The organism is Pseudomonas sp. R3-18-08 (genome assembly GCF_003852065.1).
In the GTDB taxonomy this organism is placed as follows: domain Bacteria; phylum Pseudomonadota; class Gammaproteobacteria; order Pseudomonadales; family Pseudomonadaceae; genus Aquipseudomonas.
In genome coordinates this window covers 938,017-955,232 of sequence record NZ_CP027729.1, presented here as the reverse complement: position 1 = coordinate 955,232, position 17,216 = coordinate 938,017, and the positions used below count along the sequence as shown (strand labels likewise).

Below are 17,216 nucleotides of genomic sequence, written 5' to 3'. Positions count from 1 at the left end.
CGTTCCAGGTCAGACGGGTTGCAGTTTTTGCTCAAACACCGAGACGCCATCGAGATCGCGCAAAATCACCGTCAACTCCGCCGTCTGCCCATCAATCTGCACCTCGCCAAAAAACTGAAACCCGGCAAACGGCGAGGTGTTTTGCGCAGGCGGTGCCTTCTCGAACACCACCTCTGGCCCAAAGGTCTTGTCCAACGGATTCGGCCCGAAGCTGCCTGCATTCAGCGGCCCTGCGACGAACTCCCAGAACGGTTCGAAATCCTGGAACGCCGCCCGATCCGGGTGGTAGTGATGCGCGGCGCAATAGTGCACGTCAGCGGTCAGCCATACGTGGTTACGCACCTGGTGTGCGCGCAGGAAGCCCAGCAGCTCGGCAATTTCCAGCTCACGCCCCTGGGCCGGGCCGGGATCACCGTTGGCGATCGCTTCCCAGCGCGGCACGCCAGGGCTGACCTCACCGTCCGGCACACCGAGGCCGATGGGCATGTCGGCCGCGACCACTTTCCACTGCGCCTGGGAGGCCTTGAGTTCGCGCTTGAGCCAGTCCAACTGTTCGCGCCCCAGGAAGGGTTTTGCGCCGCCCAGGTTGTCGTCGTTGGGGCCGCGATAGCTGCGCATGTCCAGCACGAACACATCCAGCAGCGGCCCATAGCTGAGCTTGCGATAAATCCGCCCGCCGCCGTCGGCGCTTTGTCGGCGCATCGGTGAATATTCCAGCCAGGCCTGGCGCGCGCGGCCGACCAGGGTATTGATGTCGCGGGTCTGGTAGCGCTCGTCCAACTGCTTGCTTGATGACCAGTTGTTGATCACTTCGTGGTCGTCCCACTGCCAGATCTGCGGCACCTCGGCATTGAAGCGCCGCACGTTTTCATCCATCAAGTTGTAGCGGTAATTGCCGCGATATTCTTCGAGGGTTTCGGCAACCTTGCTCTTGGCTTCGGTGGTGATATTGCGCCAGATGCGCCCGCCCTCAGTGGCCAGTTGCGCCGGCACCGGGCCGTCGGCGTAGATGGTGTCGCCGCTGTGGATAAAGAAGTCCGGCAGGCGCAGGCGCATGGCTTCGTAGATGCGCATGCCGCCGATGTCCGGGTTGATACCGAAACCCTGGCCGACGGTGTCGCCGCTCCACACAAAGCGGATGTCGCGACGCTGTTGCGGCACGCTGCGCAAGTGGCCGAACCACGGCTCGCTGGCAATGCCGGTCTGGGCGTCTTCGAAATGCACGCGGTAGAAAATCGCCTGATCGGCGGGCAGCCCGGTGAGTTCAACGCGGGCCGTAAAATCGCTGCGGTTATCGGCCAGGGGCGAGACGAACCGGCGTGGGTTGCTGAACACACTGCGGGTGTCCCACTCCACCACCATCCGCGCGGGGCGGTCGCTGCGGCTCCAGATCATCGCGCGGTCGCCCAGCAGGTCACCGGACTGCACGCCATCGGTGAGCAGCGGACGGTCCTTTACCGACGCAATTACCGCCGGCGCCAGGCCCGGCAACAACAGGCCGGCGCCGACAGCTTGCATCACGCGGCGACGGCCGAGATCGAAGTGGCTCATGCGGGTGCCCTCTTGAGTATCAAAAGGCCAACTTAAGCAGGCGACGATGAAACAGTTATGACACCGTCCTCACAGACACTGAAAATCCAAATGTGGGAGGGGGCTTGCCCCCGATGGCAGTGTGTCAGGCACCAGATGCACTGGCTGACAGACCGCTATCGGGGGCAAGCCCCCTCCCACATTTTCAGCCCGCCGCCAACTCGGCCGCTTCCGGCCGCTTGATCAGCGCATACACCAACCCGGTCAGCACACTACCGGCCACAATCGCCAGCAGATACAGCAACGCATGATTCATCGCGTTCGGAATCACCAGCACAAACAAGCCGCCGTGGGGCGCGGCCAGTTTGCACCCGAAGTACATCGACAGCGCCCCCGTCAGCGCGCCGCCGGCAATGCTGGCCGGGATCACCCGCAACGGGTCTTTGGCCGCAAACGGGATGGCCCCTTCGGAGATAAAACACAGGCCGAGAATCATCGCGGCCTTGCCGGCTTCGCGCTCAGTCTGGGCGAACTTGCGCCGGGCCAGGAAGGTCGCGATGCCCATGCCAATCGGTGGCACCATGCCGGCCGCCATGGTCGCGGCCATCGGCGCGCCGCTCGACGCCGCCAGCAGGCCGACGGAAAACGCATACGCCGCCTTGTTGATCGGCCCGCCCAGATCGACACACATCATGCCGCCCAACAGGATGCCCAACAGCACCGCGTTGGTGGTGCCCATGGTGCTGAGAAAATCCGTCAGCCCGGTCAGCAAGCGTGCCACCGGAGGCCCGACCAGATAGATCATCGCAAGGCCAGTGAACAAACTTGCCAGCAACGGGATGATCAGGATCGGCTTGAGGGCCTCCAGGCTTTGCGGCAAGCGCACCGCGCGTGAGATCAGCTTGACGCTGTAGCCGGCGAGGAAACCGGCGAAGATGCCGCCGATGAAGCCAGCGCCCAGGGTGCCCGCGAGCAACCCGCCGATCATGCCCGGCGCCAGGCCGGGGCGGTCGGCAATCGAGTAGGCGATGTAGCCCGCCAGCAACGGCACCATCAGCATGAATGCCTGATCGCCGACGGTTTTCAGCGCCGCCGCCAAGGTGCCCTTCTCTTCAAAGGCGTGGATGCCGAACACGAAGGACAAGGCGATCAACAGACCGCCCGCCACCACCATCGGCAACATGAACGACACCCCGGTGAGCAGGTGTTTGTACACGCCGGTTTTTTCCGATTTTGCCACCGCACCGCTGGCGGCGTTTTCCACCGCGCCCTCGGCCAGCGCCTTGTTGAGCGTGGCTTCCGATTGCTTGAGGGCAATGCCGGTGCCGCAGCGGTAAATCTTCTTGCCGGCGAAGCGCTCGGTGGCGACTTCGATGTCCGCCGCCAGCAGCACCACGTCGGCGTTGGCGATAGCCTCAGGCGTCAATGGCGTGCGCGCACCGACCGAGCCCTGGGTCTCGACCTGCAAGTCGTAGCCCAGGCGCTTGGCGGTCTGCTGCAAGGCCTCGGCGGCCATGAACGTATGGGCCACGCCGGTGGGGCAGGCGGTAATCGCGACAATGCGCGGGGCGTTCCCGGCCGGCGCCTCGGTCGCCACATACACCTGCGCCTCCTCGGCGCCCCGGCGCAGCACAGCGTCGACATCCGCCAACGCCTGGGCCGGCGTGCTCTGGAACACGCGCTTGCCGACAAAACGCTGCATATCCACCGGGGTGCTGCTGACCAGCAACACCCACTCGGCGTCATCGAGGGTCGCCTGGGACAGCTGGCTGTCCGGGCGTTGCACGTCCACCACTTCGACACTGGTGCTCCAGCCCTGGCGCTGTGCGGCGGCGTCCAGCAAGCGGGCGCACAGCACACTGGTAACCATGCCGTTCGGGCAGGCGGTAACAATGGCTAACTTCATCACAAACCCTCTTATTGTTCTGTCAGCGTGCGCACATCGACGCCGCTTTCAAGGCGCGCCAACTGCGCGTCATCGCTGATGCCGAAACCGATTTGCGTCACCGCCATCGCGGCAATCGCCGTGGCGCGGCGCAGGGTCTGCTCAGGCGCTTCGTCGCGCAGCAGGCCGTGGAGCATGCCGGCCAGCAGCGAATCGCCGGCGCCTACGGTGCTGGCAACTGTCACCTTGGGCGGCGTGGCATGCAGGGTTGCGCCCGCGCTGTACCAGTTCACGCCGGCAGCACCGTCCGAGACCACCACATGCTCCACGCCCTGCTGATGCAGCTGGCGGATGGCATCGGTGGCGTTGTCCAGCGCTTCGGCGAGCTCTTCAGTATTGGGTTTGACCATCCACGGGCCTGCCTTCAACCCGGCGCGCAAGGCTTCGCCGCTGGTGTCCAGGGCTACTTTCAAACCGAGGCCTTTCAATTGCTCGAGCATGTGCTGAAACCATTGCGCGGTGACGCCACGCGGCAAGCTGCCGGCGACCACCACCGCGTCGAAGCCTGGCGCGATCCGCGCCAGTTTTTCGAGCAGCGCGTTCTGCGCCTGCACTGACACCTCAGGCCCCGGTGCGTTGATATCGGTGACGCGGCCATCGTGCTCGGCAATCTTGATGTTGCTGCGGGTGTCACCGGGCACGCGAACAAACGCGTCGGTAAAGCCACGTTGTGCAATCAGCGCCTCGAAGGCCTGCGGGTTGCCCTCACCCAGGAAGCCGCTCACGGTCAGCTCATGGCCCAGATCGGCCAACACCTGCGCCACGTTCACGCCCTTGCCGGCGGCATGGGTGAGCAGGGTTTCACTGCGGTTGACTGCGCCGGGCGCCAGGTGCGCCAAGCGCACCGTCAGGTCCAACGCCGGGTTCAGCGTCAGGGTCAGAATCTTTGCCATCTACACGGCCTCCACAAGGGCACGCACTTCGGCGGGCGAACCCACCGCCAGTGCTTTTTGCGCCAGGCCCTGGGCCTCGCTCAAGCTGAATTCGCGCACGCGCGCCTTCACTTCGGGAATGCTGCGCGCCGACACGCTCAACTCATCCACCCCCAAGCCGACCAACACCGGCACCGCCAGCGGGTCGGCCGCCAACTCGCCGCACACACCGACCCATTTGCCATGGGCATGGGCGGCGCGCACGGTGATGTCGATCAATTGCAGGACGGCAGGGTGCAAGCCGTCGGCCTGGGCCGACAAGGTCGGGTGGCCACGGTCAATGGCCAGGGTGTATTGGGTCAGGTCGTTGGTGCCGACGCTGAAAAAGTCGACTTCCTTGGCGAGTACCGGCGCCAGCAGCGCGGCCGACGGAACTTCAATCATGATCCCCAGTTGCAGGTCGGCCACCGGAATTTCCAGGCGCAGGCGCTCGGTCATATCCCGGGCGGCGCGCCATTCATCCACGCTGCCGACCATGGGAAACATGATGCGCAACGGCCGGTTGTCCGCCGAGCGTAACAACGCACGCAATTGCGCTTCCATGATCTGCGGGCGCTGCAAGGTCAGGCGAATACCGCGCACACCGAGGAAGGGATTTTCTTCTTCGGCAATCGGCCAGTACGGCAGCGGTTTATCGCCGCCCACGTCGAGGGTCCGCACCACCAGCGGACGCCCGGCGAGGCCGTCGAGTACGCGACGGTATTCGGTTTCCTGGGCGGCCTCGTCCGGCGCCTGCGGGTGGGCCATGAAAATCAGCTCAGTGCGCAACAGCCCGATGCCCTCGGCGCCCTGTTCCACCGCAGCGGCAACCCCGGCGCTTTCGCCGATATTGGCGAACACTTCCACCGCGTGGCCGTCACGGGTCAGCGCCGGTTCATGGCGTTGCGCCGAGGCGGCTTGCAGGCGTTGTTCGCGGGTGTCGCGCTCGACTGTCGCGCGCTGCAGGGTGGCGGTGTCGGGGTCGACGTGCAGGCGGCCGCGCTGGCCGTCGAGCAATAAAGGCGTGCCGGCGTTGAGCAGCAACACCGCCGCCCCGGCGCCGACCAGCGCAGGAATGCCCAGGGCACGGGCGACGATGGCGCTGTGGGCCGTGGCACCACCACGGGCGGTGAGGATGCCGGCGACACGGGCCGGGTCCAGGCGCGCGACGTCCGAAGGGCCGACTTCGTCCATTACCAGGATGTAGGGCTCATTAGGTTCCTGAGCGGTGTCGACGCCACACAGTTGCGCCAATACGCGGCGACCGATATCGCGCAGGTCAGCGGCGCGTTCGGCGAGCAAGGCGTCCTGCAATGATTCCTGTTGCTTGGCGGCCGCTTCGATCACGCTCATCCACGCGGCTTCGGCGCTTTCGCCTTGCTTGAGACGGGTGTCGACTTCGTCGGTGAGTTCCGGGTCGTCGAGCATTTCCTGGTGGGTGATGAAAATCTCGCGGATGGCCTTGGATTGGCTGCGTTCGATCAGGCCTTCTATATCGCGACGCACATCACTCAGCGCGGCGAGCAGACGCTGGCGTTCAACGGCGCAGGTCTCACCGCGCAACGGGTAGTCGAACACCTGTTGCACCTGGATATGCGCGGGGCCGATGGCGATACCGGGCGCGGCGGCAATTGCCTGGATCTGGCTGCCGGGCAGTGGCGCGCTGATGACCGGTTCGATGTCGACGGTGACGGGCTGGGCGCTGACCGTCGGCAACGGCTCGACTTCTTCGCCCAGGCCTTCGTCAATGGCAGCCAACAGCGCCGGCAGCGCATCGCCCGCGATCGTCGGCTCGGCGACAAATTCCAGCACCTGACCACGCCGCGCGCCGAGGCTCAGCAACTTGCTCAGGCTTTTGACTGATACGGCGCCGACCGGGCCGTCGACAATGCGCACGCGGATATCGCCGTCAAACTGCTTGGCCAGTTGCGCCAGGATCTTCGCCGGGCGCGCATGCAGGCCGTGGGCGTTGGCCAGGGTGACGCGGGCGCTGGGCCAGTCGGGCGGCAGCTCGCCACCCAGCACTTCAAGCACGGCACGACTGCTGGTGGCGCGGCCCAATTCCTGGCCGCGCCCTTCGATCAACAAGGCGCACAGGCGCTCAAGCAGCGCCTGATGCGCTTCGCCCAGGCTGGCCAGGCAGAACAGGCCATTAAGTGGCTGGCCCAGGTAGCGCATGGGTTTGTCCGGCGTGACGAACGCCAGGCCCGGGCGCTTGACCGTCTGTTCGCTGTGCAGCCACCACAGGCCATCCCCCAGGGGCAGCGCATCGACTTGCTGCAACACGGCGGCAAAGCCGTTGCTCACGCAATCGGCCTGGCGCAACAGGCGCGCGCCGCGCCACACCAATTCCTCGAAATCATCGGCCGATACGCCCAGGCTGATCATCTGTGCATCCAGCGCCAGTTCCTGCGGCGCGCCTTGCAACAATTTCAGCAAGGCCTCGGCGGAACCGGCACGGCGCAACGCCTGGCCGAGGTCGGTTTCACCCAGGGCGCGAGTGAGCAGTTGCAGCAGGCGCAGGTGTTCATCGGATTTGGCGGCGATGCCGATGGCCAGGTAGACGACCTGGCCATCGCCCCAGTCCACGCCTTCGGGAAACTGCAACAGACGCACGCCGGTGGAAAACACCTGGTCGCGGGTTTCCGGGGTGCCGTGGGGAATGGCAATGCCTTGGCCGAGAAAGGTCGAGCCTTGGGCTTCACGGGCTTGTAAACCACTGAGATAACCTTCGGCGACCAGGCCATCGGCCACCAGTTTTTCAGCGAGCAGGTGCAAGGCAGCAGATTTATCCACCGCCACCTGGCCCATGGATATCTGCTCTACAGTGAGCTCGAGCATGCCGTTCTCCTAGTTAGTGCGAGGTGCGCACTAGGTATTGTTTTGAATAAATCAGCTTAGCGGTGTTCGGAAACAACTGACTGAGTAGTCAATTGGCAGTAGCTACTCAGTGGCGAACATCGTAAAAATACGCTTGCTGAAACGTTTAATCTAGAATTTATGGCAGATTACGCGTTAATTGCGCAAGCTTGAAGGGCCACTCGGCGCCTGCTGTGGGACATTGGTCGCAGGCTGGAATCGGTTAGGATTGAACAAAATGTCGGGGCACGCTCTAAAAAACAAGGAAATCCCGGTTTGAAACTCAGTGATATCGCACGTCTGGCCGGTGTGTCCGTGACCACCGCCAGCTATGTCATCAATGGCAAGGCCGAACAACAGCGCATCAGTCACGCGACTGTCGAGCGAGTGCGGGCCGTGGTCCAGGCCCATGGTTTTACGCCTAACCCACAAGCCGCCGGATTGCGCAGCCGGCACACACGCACCTTGGGCTTTATCCTGCCGGATCTGGAAAACCCCAGTTACGCACGTATTGCCAAGTTGCTTGAACAGGGTGCGCGGGCGCGCGGCTATCAATTGCTGATCGCCAGCTCCGATGACGAGGCCGACAGCGAACGCCAACTGCTGCAACTGTTCCGCGCGCGGCGTTGCGACGCGTTGTTCGTCGCCAGCTGCTTACCGGCCAGCGATGACAGCTACCGCGAACTGCAAGCCAAAGGCTTGCCGGTGATCGCCATCGACCGGGTCATGGAGCCCAGCGAGTTCTGCTCGGTGGTCAGCGATGACCGTCAAGCCTGTCAGCAACTCACCAGCAGCCTGCTGCAACCGTTGCCCAAGCAAATCGCGCTGATCGGCGCGCGCCCGGAGCTGAGCATCAGCCAGGAACGTGCCGCAGGCTTCCGTGAAGCCCTGCACGGTTTTACTGGTGAGGTGATCATCGAACAGGGCGAAGCCTTCAGCCGAGACTGCGGGCGACAGCTGATGGAGCAATTACTGCAACGCCTGGGGCACTTGCCTGACGCCCTGGTGACCACGTCCTACGTACTGCTGCAAGGCGTGTTCGATGCGCTGCACGACGTTCCACTCAAGTCGCGGCCGTTGCGCCTGGGTACCTTCGGCGATACTCAGTTGCTGGACTTCCTGCCGCTGCCGGTCAACGCCATGGCCCAGCAGCATCAACTGATCGCCGACACCGCCCTGCGCCTGGCGCTGGCCGCCATTGAAGAAGAACACTACCAGCCCGGCGTGCACGGGATCAGCCGCACCTTCAAGCAGCGCATTCACGAGGCCTGAGCGTGGAGCTGATCGACACCCACACCCACCTGGATTTTGCGGACTTCGATGGCGATCGCCACGAAGTCCTCGCCCGCAGCCGCGATCAGGGTGTGAAACGCATGGTGCTGCTCGGTGTTTATCAGAAAAGTTGGCAAAGGTTGTGGGATCTGGTGCTGGAGGATGAAGGCTTGTTCGCCGCCTTCGGCCTGCACCCGGTGTATCTCGATGAGCATCGCCCCGCCGACCTTTTGGAGTTGGGCGACTGGCTGACGCGACTGCAGGGCCATCGGCAGCTCTGTGCCGTGGGTGAAATCGGTTTGGATTACTTTCTGGAGCACCTGGACCGCGAGCGCCAGCAAGCGCTGTTTGAGGCCCAGCTGCAACTGGCGGTGGACTTTCAACTGCCGGCCTTGCTGCATGTACGCCGCAGTCATGCGGCAGTGATCGCCACGCTCAAGCGAATCCGCCTACCGCGTGGCGGCATCATTCATGCGTTCGCCGGCAGCCAGGAAGAAGCCCGCGAGTACATCAAGCTCGGCTTCAAACTCGGCTTGGGCGGCGCCGCCACCTGGCCGCAGGCCTTGCGCATGCACCGGGTGCTGGCCCAATTGCCCCTGGAAGCCGTGGTGCTGGAGACCGACGCCCCGGATATGGCCCCGGCCATGTACCCGGGCCAGCGCAACAGCCCCGCGCACTTGCCGGCTATCTGCCACGCCCTGGCCGAACGGATGGGTATCAGCGCTTCTCGGCTGGCTGAGGCGAGCACACGCAACGCGTGCGAAGTGTTCAATTGGTAGCGGGCTGACGGCTTGCAGGTTTAAGGTCATCCTTTGTCGATGACGGGCGTAGCGCAGCACCAGGCAATGGATCAACAGCGTCGTCAGGGAAATATTGAACTGCCTGATCACCGTGAGTAGCCCCAGCCATTCAGCACACAGTGCCGCCAGCAAGGTCGCGCATGTCAGCATGATCATGCTCGGCCGCACCAGCGCCCAATGGTCCAGGGCGCGGAATTGACTCAACTGTTTCTGGCAACACCGCTGCAGGCACGCGTGGCAATACGTACAGACAAAGGGTTCGTCGATGGCAATGGCGTTCAGTCACGCCAGACAGCATCAAATCCGAACGAAAATTCCTACACGCGAAACGCGCCAATCAATTGCTTCAACTGCGTCACCTGCAGCGACAACTGGCGGCTGGCCGCTTCGGTCTGGTCGGCGCCCTGCGCCGCGTGCTCACCCGCACGATGAATGGCGACGATATTCTGATCGATATCATGGGCGACGGCCGTTTGCTGCTCCACGGCGGCGGCGATCTGCTGGTTCTGATCGACGATCATTCCTACCGCACCAAGGATGTTTTCCAAAGCCTGCTGGACTTTTTCCGACTGCCCCACCGTGCCACTGGCCGTGTCATGGCTGGCGCCCATGGCCTTGACCGCTGCGCCGACGCCGCTATGCAGGCGCCCGATCATCTGCTCGATTTCTTCGGTGGACTGCTGGGTACGCTGGGCCAGCGTACGCACCTCATCGGCCACCACCGCAAAACCACGCCCCTGCTCACCCGCGCGCGCGGCCTCGATAGCCGCGTTGAGCGCCAGCAAGTTGGTTTGCGCGGCGATGCTTTTGATGACTTCCAGGACGCTGCTGATGGCCTGGCTGTCGGCCGCCAACTGGTTGATCACCCGCACCGACTCATCGATCTCCGTGGCCAGGCGCGCGATGCTGCCTTGCTGGGATTGCACCAGCCCACGGCCGCTGACGGTTTCATCGTTGACACTGCGGGCGCTGCCGACGGCGGCTGCGGCGCTGCGCGCGACCTCCTGCGCGGTGGATGACATCTGGTTCATCGCGGTTGCCACTTGCTCGATCTGGCTGCGCTGGCCGGCCACTGCCTGGTTGCTCTGCGCCGACACCGTTTGTACCTGCCCGGCTTGCAACTCGACCTGGGCGACCGTGTGCCCGACGCGTTCGATCAAGTCGTGGATCTTGGCCACGGTGCCATTGAATACCTGGCCCAGGTCCCCCAGCTCATCGCGACTGTCGGCAACGAAGGTGACTGTCATATCGCCCGCCGCCACCTTGTCCATCATCGCCCCGAGGCTGCGCAAGGTCATGCGTGTGGACGCATAGAAGCCCGCGTATAAATAGAAAATCAGCGCAAACACTGCCGCCAGCGCCGTGACCAGCAGCACCATGTGCAGGCGCTTTTGTGCCAGGCGTTGCTCCAGTTGCTGCTTGAGGAATGCCAGGGTGGCGTCATCCAATTGATAGGTCTTGGCCATCAGTTGGCTGACGCCGTCGTAAAAGCCCTGCCACGGTGTGTCGAGGGTTTCAGCTACCACCACTTGTTCTTCGAACAACTCCGCGCCCTGCTTGAGGCTGGCCCGGCTGGCCTGCGCCGCAGTATCGAGTGCTGCCTGCGCGGCATGGCTGGCGCCAAGCGCATCCTGCAGCTTCAAGGCATATTCGCCCTGGAGTTTTTCCAGCTGCTGCAGCAGTTCGTCGAAGCGTGTGCTGGAGGATGAATTGATAAAACCCTGGCCGAGGGAATACGCGCCCATCGCCCGGCCCTCCCCCAGCAGCTGAGTGACTTGTGGAGTGACGGCGGTGATCAGGTCGCTGAGCTGGCGCAGATCGCTCTGGGGATCACGGCTCAAGCCGGATTGACTGGCGATGATCTGGCTGAGTATCTGGGCCTGGTTGAGCAATTTGCCGATCAACGCACTTTTGTTGAGCAGTGAGGTTTCCTGTTGCTGAGCCTTGAACGCGGCAATCAGTTCGTCACGCTTGGTGTCGAAGGCCGCAACCTGCTCAGGCTGGGTAGCCATCGCGCTGAGCCCCTGCACACGGCTGAGCACGCTCTGCTCCACGGCAGCGATCCTGGCTTCCAAGTCGCCGGCCTTGCCGGACTGGCCGAGGGTCGTATTAATCTGCACCTGGTTATTGAGCGCCTCCAGCTCGCGCCGCACTATCAGGCTGCTGCCGAGTAGATCGAGGCTCTGCAGTTCGATGCGGGTGCCCTGGAATTCAGCCCAGGCGTCACGCACCAGAAAGTAATTGGTCGCCAGCATCGGCAGCAGGAACAGCACGCTGATCAGACTGAATTTCATGCCGAAACTCAGGCGATTCATCAATGCGACGGCGGGATAGAGCAAGCGCTTCACGGGTGATCCCCCTTTCTTTTATTTTTATTGAGGCGCAGGGCGGCGGCAGATAGCCACTATTTGGCGCTCTGTCTGTATAGCTCAATTTGAAAGGGAGTTTTGTAACGTAAGGTTAACGGCAGGGGGTTAACCCCTGCCGAGTGGCTCAGGGCAACACAGTCCAGATGGCAAAGCCGGCATACCACAGCACCGCCGCACGCAGCAGCAGTTCCCACAGGCGATCAAGGCTGTTGATGCCCTCGGCGCCCACCGCTGGCGGCGGTATTTCTGCGGCGGCCAGGCCGACTTTTTCCACCAACTGTGCTGCGCTGATATCCCAGTTCAGCAGTTCGTGGAGCATCACCCGACTGACCCCGACGAAATTGCCCACCAGGGCAAAGCTCGCCGCCAGCAGGCGCACCGGCAGCCAGTCGAAGGCATGACGCAATTGCGTGGCGCGCTCGGCCACCAGCGGGTTCCGGCTGTGCTCACTGGCCAGCGCCAGCAGGCGGTAGGCCAGAGCGGCCACCGGGCCCAACAGGAAATACCAGAAAATCACCGCGAAAAAGCTTTGGTAGGCCTGCCACAGCAAATAGCCCTGAACCCGCTCGAGCAACTGCGCGCCGTTGTCGGCACCCAGCGTCAAGTCACGCTCGGCCACATGCTCGGCGGCTTGCAGATCGCCCCGCCGCCAGGCATCACGAAACGGCCCCAGCGCGGCCAGCAGATCGCCACGGCCCAGGCTGTAGATCACCACCAGGACGTGCACCGGCAACGCCAACAAGCCATAGGCCACAGGCTCCAGCACCAGCAGCAACAAGCCCAGCAACGCCACGGGCAGCACCACCAACACCAGCAGGATCAGCCAGGGCCGCGTCCCCATGCGCGGGCTCGATTCGAGCTTGGCCAGCTCACGCAGCCAGCCGCCGTCGCGCTGCAACCGCTGGCGCAAGGCCGAGAACTTCTCGATCCACACCGCCAGCACCAGCACCAGGAAACTCATTGTTTATATCCTCCATCCTGCAGCGCGCTGCGAAAGCGCATCCAATCAAAAGCCGGGCCCGGGTCGGTTTTGCGGCCGGGGGCGATGTCGCTGTGACCGCAGATACGTTGGGCAGTGATCCCAGGGTAGGCTGCGAGCAATTGGCGCGTCAGGTCAATCAGCGCCGCGTATTGGGCATCGGTGAATGGCAGCTCGTCGGTGCCTTCCAGCTCGATCCCCAGGGAGAAGTCATTACACACTTCACGCCCATCAAAGCTGGACACGCCCGCATGCCAGGCCCGGTCGCGACATGCGACAAATTGCGTGACCGTGCCGTCGCGCTCAATCAGAAAATGTGCAGACACCCGTAGGCTGGCAATGCCTTCAAAGTAGGGGTGTTCCGAGACATCCAGGCGGTTCTGGAAAAATTCCTGCACTTTGCCCGTGGCGAACTGCGCCGGGGGCAGGCTGATGTTATGTATCACCAACAGCGATATCTCGCCTGCCGGGCGCTCGTTGAAGTTGGGCGAGGGGCAATGGCGAATGCCCTCGAACCAACCGCTGACGGGGTCCAACTGCATACAGGCTCCTTGAATGAGACGAAGTGTTACCAGTATGCCGCGTTCCGCCCTGCCGTTGCGATCACTTGCCGCGATTGAGTTGACGCAGGTTGCCAACCACCGCAGCCAGCGCGCGCTCGAACAGCAAACCTTCGTCCAGGCTGCGCAGGGCGCCCTGCTTGAACGCCATGGCCAATTGGCCGGCGGTTTGCTCCAGCACCTTGAGCCCCGTGCGACTGATGAAAATGTAACGATGAGCTGGCGTCATGATCGCGGTGAGCTTGCACCGCAGCATGGTGTCCGGGCCCTGCTGGAACTCCACCCAGCCGCCGATCCGTAACTGGTGAACCTTGAGCAGGTCCGGGTCATCTTCGGGCAGGTCTTCCAAGGCGTCCGACAACTGGCTGCCGAGAACCAAGGGCTCGCGGACTTCAATCAGCCTGTCGTCGCCCTCGCCTTCGCAGGTCTGAACGTGAAAGGCCTGCAAGCGCAAAAAGAATTCACGCGTACTGAAAGGATCGAACGCCGCGCTGGCCAACCCGTCGCGCAATGCCTTGAGCAACCCTGGCAATTGCTCGAGCAAATGCCGGCCGGCCTCGGTGTCTTCGCGCAGGCCGACGCTCCAGATCAAGTCGTCCATGGTGCGCAGTTCGGTCTGCCATTGCACCGATTGTTCGCCATGTTTGAGAGTGGCCAGCAACAGTACCTGGCTCCAGGTTTGCTGCAGGAATTGCACCACGAACGGCGGCAAGGCCTTGCCCAACAATCGCCGGTTGAGCGCCTGGGCCACACGCTGGCGGGCCACCTCGGTACGCAGGCGCCCTTGCTCGACGTCACGGGTGTGCTGTTCGAGCAACTCGCTGCGCTGGCGCTCTTCTTCAATAAATGTGCTCAGTTGCGTCAGCAACTGCGAAAAAATTGCCGGGTCTTCAACGAACTCAGTCAACAGGCGCTGAATGACCTGTTCGATACGCTGGTACAGGCTGTCGTTTTGATCGCCATTCTGCGGGCTGTAACCCAGGGCGGCACTGGCGATCTCGTTGAGCAAGCGGCGTGCCGGATGCCCGGCGCAGCTGAACAGGCTCTTGTCCAGCACGGCGACTTTCAATATCGGGATCTGCAGGCGCGCGATCAGGGCCTTGAAGGCGTGGGGCAGGCTGCGGTCATTGAGGATGAACTCAAACAGCAGAGCGACGAGGTTGATCACATCCTCGTCTGCCGTTTCCACCACCCGCGACTTGCCGCTCTTGACGCTGACTCGGGTCAGCAACTGTTCGAGCTGGTTGCGCAGGTCGAAATCGTCCTCCGCCGCAGGCTCCGGTACATATTGTTGCAAATGCGAAAGCAGGCGCAGCAGGTCGCGGGTGGCGATGGGTTGCGGTTGCGCAGTGGCTTCAAGCGTCGGCGCTACGCTACCGCGCACCGCGACCAGCAGGGCTTGCAACGCGGCAAAGGCTTGTTGGCCGTTTTCGTCGCACGGCGGTTCGGCAGCCGGCACACGGGCCTGGTATTGAAGCTCACGCGCCGCACGCCCACCGGCACGACGGGACGGCACGCTCTTGAGTTCAGGCAGCACCCCGGTAGCGACCAGCAGTTGATTGGCGTCGCCATAGAGCTGGTCGGCATCGCTGAGTACGTATTTCTCGAACAGCTTGAGCATGATCAGCTTGACCCGGATCTCCACCCCCAGGCTGCGGCCCGCCTGCAGAAAAAACTGGCAAAGCCGTGCCGGGCCCAGGGGGTTCTCCTGATCGCTCATGCACCTGCCCAACACCTCACTCAACCGCGCGCTCAATTGCCCGAGCGCCAAGCCGTCACGGTGTTGCACGCGACCGAGCATCGCCTCCAGCGCCACGGCCTTTTCCCGCGCATCCGCCGGCGTACCGCTGGTCACCTCGTAGGACACCACCGGCACCGGATGCAACCCGACGCTATCGGCCTGGCCCAGGTTGGCGAAGGCCGCAAACAGCTGCTCCATGAACACGCGTTCGAAGTTCTTGCGCTTGAGGCGCAGGTCGCGCATGGCCTCGAAGAAAATATGCTGGTCGACGGTGCTACGGGCCTTGTCGGCCATTTCGAACAACGTGTCGTCGGCGTTATCGAACAATTCCTGCAACCCCTGCTGCAGGTGTTGCGCGGCTTTGTCACGCACCTGCAACACCACCACCGGCAGGCGTGCGAGCGGCGATGGCGTGGCTTGAGCCTGCTTGATCGGCACCACCTTCCCGTCATTGTGCATCCTGGCCTCCTGAAACGGCGGGTGTTGAGATGGGCAAGGAACGCAGGCAAGCCCTTTGGGCGCTGCCAATACCTGGTCACCATCAGGACGTCAAAGCTATGACGCCAATTGCAAGGCGCGAGATTATCTGGCAAATGAGGGCGGTTGCGCCAGCAAACTCTGCCCCTGCGCGCTAAATGACTGACCAGCCTGGGTTCCATTCCATACAACCCCTATAATCGCGACACTTTGTTTGTGGAGCCTGTTATGCCGAATCTGCGTCTTGCTGACCTCACCGCCGAAATCGAAGCCAACGTGCGTCGCGCACTGCTGGAAGACATCGGCAGTGGCGATATCACCGCACAGCTGATCCCGGCCGAACGGCTGGCCAAGGCCACGATCATTACCCGCGATGCCGCCGTTATCGCCGGTACCGCCTGGGTGGATACGGTATTCCGCCAACTGGACCCGCGCGTCGCGGTGCATTGGCAGGTCGCCGACGGTGAGCGTGTCAGTCCCGACCAGCCGCTGTTTCACCTTGAAGGCCCGGCGCGTTCGCTGCTCACCGGTGAGCGCAGTGCGCTGAACTTCCTGCAGATGCTGTCCGGCGTCGCCACCCGCGCCCAATACCTGGCGGATTTCGTCGCCAGCACCCAGGTCAAGCTGCTGGACACCCGCAAGACCCTGCCGGGCCTGCGCCTGGCACAGAAATACGCGGTCACCTGCGGCGGTTGCCACAATCATCGCATCGGGTTGTATGACGCTTTCCTGATCAAGGAAAACCATATCGCCGCCTGCGGAGGCATTGCCCAGGCAATTGGCGCCGCCCACAAGATTGCGCCGGGCAAACCGGTGGAAATCGAAGTGGAGAGTCTTGAGGAGTTGCGCGAAGCCTTGGCGGCGGGCGCCGACATCATCATGCTGGATGAGCTGAGCCTGGACGACATGCGCGAAGCCGTGCGGCTGAACGCGGGCAAGGCCAAGCTGGAAGCCAGCGGCGGGATCAATGAAAGCACCCTGCTGCCCATCGCCGAGACCGGCGTGGACTACATCTCCATTGGCGCGATGACCAAGGATGTGAAGGCGGTGGATTTGTCGATGCGGTTGAGTATCTAAAGCGCCCTGACTGTAGGAGCGAGCTTGCTCGCGAAAAACTCAAAGGCACCGCGTGCATTCAGAGTTCACGCGGTATCGTTAACGTTTTTCGCGAGCAAGCTCGCTCCTACAGCCTGCCTTCAAACTACGAGATTGTTCATCTCGCAGTACTCTTCCCATTCAACGCCCAGCACTTCGGCGGCCTCCTTGTGTAAGGCCAGGCGTGTGGCTTCGAATTCTTCCGGTGTAGAGGTGTATTTGAGGGTCAGTTCCCAAGGCTGGAGGCCCTGGCTTTCTGCCTCGTCCTCGAATGCCCACTGGACCTGATCACGCTGGTCATCCGCGCTCAGGTCCTTGATCTCTTCTTTAAGCTGCGGCGTTGCCTCGAGGTATTTGTCGAGCGCTTCCTGGTGCCGAACTTCCTGGGTCATCTCAGTCGTGGTCATGTCGTTCTCTTAGATCGAGGAATGGGGATGCATCTGGGTCATCAAGGTTGCGCAGATACAAAAGAGTGGGCGCGAATACCCGCTCGTCTGGCCTTCAGAACCATTCTGGGATCATCTGAAAACATTGCCTTTGAAGCAGGCCTTTGAAACAGGCCCTTGAAACAGTGTTGCCTTGGTGCCCGAGACAGGAATCGAACCTGCGACCTTCGCGTTACGAGTGCGCTGCTCTACCGGCTGAGCTACACGGGCGGTGGGCTAAAGCTAGCACCGC

The 17,216-nt window shown here is 62.8% G+C and carries 12 protein-coding genes, 1 tRNA gene and 1 pseudogene; 3 read left to right on the top strand and 11 right to left on the bottom strand.

The features are described 5' to 3' along the window. Positions 1-9 precede the first annotated feature (9 nt). The 4 genes from C4J92_RS04285 to ptsP all read right to left on the bottom strand — a co-directional run bounded on the left by C4J92_RS04285 (position 10) and on the right by ptsP (position 7,227). Positions 10-1,551 carry an alkaline phosphatase gene (locus C4J92_RS04285; RefSeq protein ID WP_124403061.1) on the bottom strand — a complete coding sequence of 514 codons (1,542 nt, stop codon included), beginning with the start codon at positions 1,549-1,551 and terminating at the stop codon, positions 10-12. 184 nt (positions 1,552-1,735) lie between these two features. Further along, complete coding sequence (locus C4J92_RS04280; RefSeq protein WP_124403060.1) at positions 1,736-3,436, bottom strand: PTS fructose-like transporter subunit IIB; 1,701 nt, start codon at positions 3,434-3,436, stop codon at positions 1,736-1,738. Positions 3,437-3,447: 11 nt separating this feature from the next. After that, positions 3,448-4,368 (bottom strand): 1-phosphofructokinase, encoded by a 921-nt coding sequence (gene pfkB / locus C4J92_RS04275; protein ID WP_124403059.1) that lies wholly within the window; start codon positions 4,366-4,368, stop codon positions 3,448-3,450. Beyond that, positions 4,369-7,227, bottom strand: coding sequence for a phosphoenolpyruvate--protein phosphotransferase (ptsP, locus tag C4J92_RS04270; RefSeq protein ID WP_124403058.1), 2,859 nt, complete (start codon positions 7,225-7,227; stop codon positions 4,369-4,371). 294 nt (positions 7,228-7,521) lie between these two features. On the opposite strand from ptsP, the gene cra reads away from it, so the two are divergent. Further along, entirely contained in the window at positions 7,522-8,517 is a 996-nt protein-coding gene (gene cra / locus C4J92_RS04265; RefSeq protein ID WP_124361254.1) for a catabolite repressor/activator, read from the top strand. A gap of 2 nt (positions 8,518-8,519) precedes the next feature. Next, on the top strand, positions 8,520-9,296 hold the full coding sequence (locus C4J92_RS04260) for a TatD family hydrolase (protein WP_124403057.1): 777 nt from the start codon (positions 8,520-8,522) through the stop codon (positions 9,294-9,296). Here C4J92_RS04260 and C4J92_RS27125 read toward each other — a convergent pair. From C4J92_RS27125 to C4J92_RS04235, 5 genes and pseudogenes are all read right to left on the bottom strand, one after another. Continuing rightward, positions 9,249-9,599 (bottom strand): annotated as a pseudogene (locus C4J92_RS27125) (hypothetical protein); the annotation flags it as partial. The gene C4J92_RS04260 and the pseudogene C4J92_RS27125 overlap by 48 nt on opposite strands. Positions 9,600-9,634: 35 nt before the next feature. After that, positions 9,635-11,665, bottom strand: a complete 2,031-nt coding sequence (locus C4J92_RS04250) for a methyl-accepting chemotaxis protein (protein WP_124403056.1) — start codon at positions 11,663-11,665, stop codon at positions 9,635-9,637. 145 nt (positions 11,666-11,810) lie between these two features. After that, positions 11,811-12,647, bottom strand: coding sequence for a regulatory signaling modulator protein AmpE (gene ampE / locus C4J92_RS04245; RefSeq protein WP_124403055.1), 837 nt, complete (start codon positions 12,645-12,647; stop codon positions 11,811-11,813). Next, positions 12,644-13,207: a 1,6-anhydro-N-acetylmuramyl-L-alanine amidase AmpD gene (ampD, locus tag C4J92_RS04240; RefSeq protein WP_124369621.1), complete on the bottom strand. Its 564-nt coding sequence runs from the start codon at positions 13,205-13,207 to the stop codon at positions 12,644-12,646. The genes ampE and ampD overlap by 4 nt, the downstream gene beginning before the upstream one ends. A gap of 61 nt (positions 13,208-13,268) precedes the next feature. Continuing rightward, complete coding sequence (locus tag C4J92_RS04235; RefSeq protein WP_124403054.1) at positions 13,269-15,425, bottom strand: DUF1631 domain-containing protein; 2,157 nt, start codon at positions 15,423-15,425, stop codon at positions 13,269-13,271. Between the two features lie 246 nt (positions 15,426-15,671). On the opposite strand from C4J92_RS04235, the gene nadC reads away from it, so the two are divergent. Then, entirely contained in the window at positions 15,672-16,520 is an 849-nt protein-coding gene (gene nadC, locus C4J92_RS04230) for a carboxylating nicotinate-nucleotide diphosphorylase (RefSeq protein ID WP_124403053.1), read from the top strand. 119 nt (positions 16,521-16,639) lie between these two features. Here nadC and C4J92_RS04225 read toward each other — a convergent pair whose 3' ends face one another. Together C4J92_RS04225 and C4J92_RS04220 are read right to left on the bottom strand one after the other, a co-directional pair. Continuing rightward, positions 16,640-16,945: a DUF6388 family protein gene (locus C4J92_RS04225; protein ID WP_124403052.1), complete on the bottom strand. Its 306-nt coding sequence runs from the start codon at positions 16,943-16,945 to the stop codon at positions 16,640-16,642. 173 nt (positions 16,946-17,118) lie between these two features. Then, positions 17,119-17,194, bottom strand: a tRNA-Thr gene (locus C4J92_RS04220). Positions 17,195-17,216 lie beyond the last annotated feature (22 nt).

Bases quoted from the DNA above. Each gene is read 5' to 3' on its own strand.
- C4J92_RS04285 (WP_124403061.1), bottom strand. From the start codon at position 1,551: ATGAGCCACTTCGATCTCGGCCGTCGCCGCGTGATGCAAGCTGTCGGC.
- C4J92_RS04280 (WP_124403060.1), bottom strand. From the start codon at position 3,436: ATGAAGTTAGCCATTGTTACCGCCTGCCCGAACGGCATGGTTACCAGT.
- pfkB (WP_124403059.1), bottom strand. From the start codon at position 4,368: ATGGCAAAGATTCTGACCCTGACGCTGAACCCGGCGTTGGACCTGACG.
- ptsP (WP_124403058.1), bottom strand. From the start codon at position 7,227: ATGCTCGAGCTCACTGTAGAGCAGATATCCATGGGCCAGGTGGCGGTG.
- ampE (WP_124403055.1), bottom strand. From the start codon at position 12,647: ATGAGTTTCCTGGTGCTGGTGCTGGCGGTGTGGATCGAGAAGTTCTCG.
- ampD (WP_124369621.1), bottom strand. From the start codon at position 13,207: ATGCAGTTGGACCCCGTCAGCGGTTGGTTCGAGGGCATTCGCCATTGC.
- C4J92_RS04235 (WP_124403054.1), bottom strand. From the start codon at position 15,425: ATGCACAATGACGGGAAGGTGGTGCCGATCAAGCAGGCTCAAGCCACG.
- nadC (WP_124403053.1), top strand. From the start codon at position 15,672: ATGCCGAATCTGCGTCTTGCTGACCTCACCGCCGAAATCGAAGCCAAC.
- C4J92_RS04225 (WP_124403052.1), bottom strand. From the start codon at position 16,945: ATGACCACGACTGAGATGACCCAGGAAGTTCGGCACCAGGAAGCGCTC.